Source organism: Micrococcus sp. LASM2_SD2 (assembly GCF_057364565.1).
Genome location: NZ_JBNFOB010000293.1, coordinates 1 through 2,373, shown reverse-complemented (window position 1 = coordinate 2,373; position 2,373 = coordinate 1). Strand labels below are relative to the sequence as shown.

Annotated in this window: 2 protein-coding genes and 1 pseudogene; all 3 read left to right on the top strand. The window is 73.4% G+C overall.

Features of this window, described 5'->3' with window-relative positions; translation table 11 throughout:
- Nucleotides 1-614: Maf family protein (locus AC2W7A_RS11595; RefSeq protein WP_485991480.1), on the top strand; the 614-nt coding region annotated here is incomplete at its 5' end.
- Nucleotides 615-774: 160 nt separating this feature from the next.
- Nucleotides 775-1,730, top strand: a pseudogene (locus AC2W7A_RS11590) (ATP-binding protein); the annotation flags it as partial.
- Nucleotides 1,707-2,373 (top strand): ATP-binding protein (locus AC2W7A_RS11585; protein ID WP_485991481.1); only part of this gene is annotated, 667 nt, incomplete at its 3' end. The pseudogene AC2W7A_RS11590 and the gene AC2W7A_RS11585, both read left to right, overlap by 24 nt.

The window sequence follows — 2,373 nt, the reverse complement described above, 5'->3', positions numbered from 1 at the left end:
CCGGGCTCGGAGACTCCTCACCCGGGCCCGGGTGCCCCTTCCGCACCCTCGTCTCCCACGTGGACGAGGAGGCGTCGGCGCCCCGGGCCCCGCAGGGCCGCGTCGGCGACGCTCGCCTGCTCCTGGCCGAGGCCAAGGGACAGGACGTGGCTGCCCAGGTGGTGGAGGAGGGTGTGCAGGTGCCCACGCTGGTGGTCGGCTGCGACTCCGTGTTCGAGCTGGACGGGACCGCCTACGGTAAGCCCTACGAGCCGGCGGTGGCGATCGAGCGCTGGCGGCTGCAACAGGGCCGGACCGGCATGCTGCACACGGGGCAGTGGGTGGGCCTGGTCCGGCCGGACGGCACCGTGGAGGCCGTGTCCCGGCGGGTGTCCGCGGCCGTGACGTTTGCGGAGGCGGACGAGCGGACCATCGCGGCCTACGTGGCCACCGGGGAGCCGCTCTGGTGCGCCGGCGCCTTCACGGTGGACGGCGCCGGTGCGGCGCTGGTGGAGTCCGTCGAGGGGGACCCCAATGCGGTGATCGGCCTGTCCGTGTCCACGCTGCGGGTGCAGTGCGAGGAGCTGGGTGTGCCGTTCGCCTCTTTGTGGGAATCCTCCAACTCGGGGCGGTGACAGCGCGGGATCGGCGCCCAGAACTGTAGGTTTCCGACGTCTCACGTCTAGGGTGCTCCAATGGGTGAGGACCGTCCCCTGCGCCACCGCCGTCCGCACGGCCGGGGGCGCAGAACGGTCCGGCCCGAGCTGACCTGCCACCGTGAGGAGACTGACGCGCATGACTTCCGCCGCCGCACACGAGAGCCGTGAGGCCGACGCACCGACCCGTCGCTTCTCCCGGGTCCTCGTGGCCAACCGCGGGGAGATCGCCGTCCGCGTGATCCGCGCCTGCCAGGACGAGGGCCTGACCTCGGTGGCCGTCTACGCCGAGCCGGACCGGGACGCCCTCCATGTGCGCCTGGCGGACGAGGCGGTGGCCCTCGGCGGGCAGACCGCCGCGGACTCCTACCTGCTGATCGACAAGATCATGGACGCGGCCGAGCGCTCCGGGGCGGACGCCATCCACCCGGGCTACGGCTTCCTCTCCGAGAACGCGGACTTCGCCCGGGCCGTGGAGGGTGCCGGCCTCGTGTGGATCGGCCCGCCGCCGGAGGCCATCGAGGCCTTGGGCGACAAGGTCTCCGCACGTCGCATCGCCACCTCCGTGGGTGCTCCCCTGGCCCCCGGCACCACCGAGCCGGTCTCCGGCACCGCCGAGGTGCTGGCGTTCGCGGACCAGCACGGTCTGCCGCTGGCGGTCAAGGCCGCCCACGGCGGCGGGGCCGCGGCATCAAGGTCGCCCGCACGCGCGAGGAGATCCCGGAGCTCTACGATTCGGCGGTGCGCGAGGCGATCTCCGCCTTCGGCCGCGGCGAGTGCTTCGTGGAGCGCTTCCTGGACCGTCCCCGCCACGTGGAGACCCAGTGCCTCGCTGACGTCCACGGGGACGTGGTGGTGGTGTCCACCCGCGACTGCTCCCTGCAGCGCCGCAATCAGAAGCTCGTGGAGGAGGCCCCGGCGCCCTTCCTCTCGGACGAGCAGAACGCCCGCCTGGTGGAGTCCTCGAAGGCCATCCTCAAGGAGGCCGGCTACGTGGGCGCCGGCACGTGCGAGTTCCTGGTGGGCGCGGACGGCACGCTGTCCTTCCTCGAGGTGAACACCCGCCTGCAGGTGGAGCACCCGGTGTCCGAGGAGGTCACCGGGCTGGACCTGGTGCGCGAGCAGTTCCGCCTCGCCCGCGGTGAGGCCCTCGGCTACACCGACCCGCAGGTCCACGGCCACTCCTTCGAGTTCCGCATCAACGGAGAGGACCCGGGCCGCGGCTTCCTGCCGGCCCCAGGCCGCCTGACCCGCTTCCGCCTGCCCTCCGGCCCCGGCGTCCGTGTGGACACGGGCATCACCGAGGGTGAGACGGTCTCCGGGGCGTTCGACTCGATGGTGGCCAAGGTGATCGTCACCGGCGCCACGCGCCACCAGGCGCTGCAGCGCGCCGCCCGTGCCCTGCAGGAGATGGAGATCGCGGGCATGCCGTCCGTCCTGCCGTTCCACCGCGCCGTGGTCACCGACCCGGCGTTCGCCCCCGAGCTCACCGCCGGAGGCGAGGAGCCGACCGGCTTCGACGTGCACACCCGCTGGATCGAGACCGACTTCACCGCGCAGCTCGCCCCGTTCGGCGGGGACGTGCCCGAGCCGCACGAGCCGGAGGCGCGCCACACCGTGACCGTGGAGGTCAACGGCAAGCGTGTGGAGGTCACCCTGCCCACCCTCACCACCGCGCTGCACTCGGTGCAGGACGCCGCCCAGCGCGCCGGCGGCGCGCCGCCCGCCAGCCGCCGAC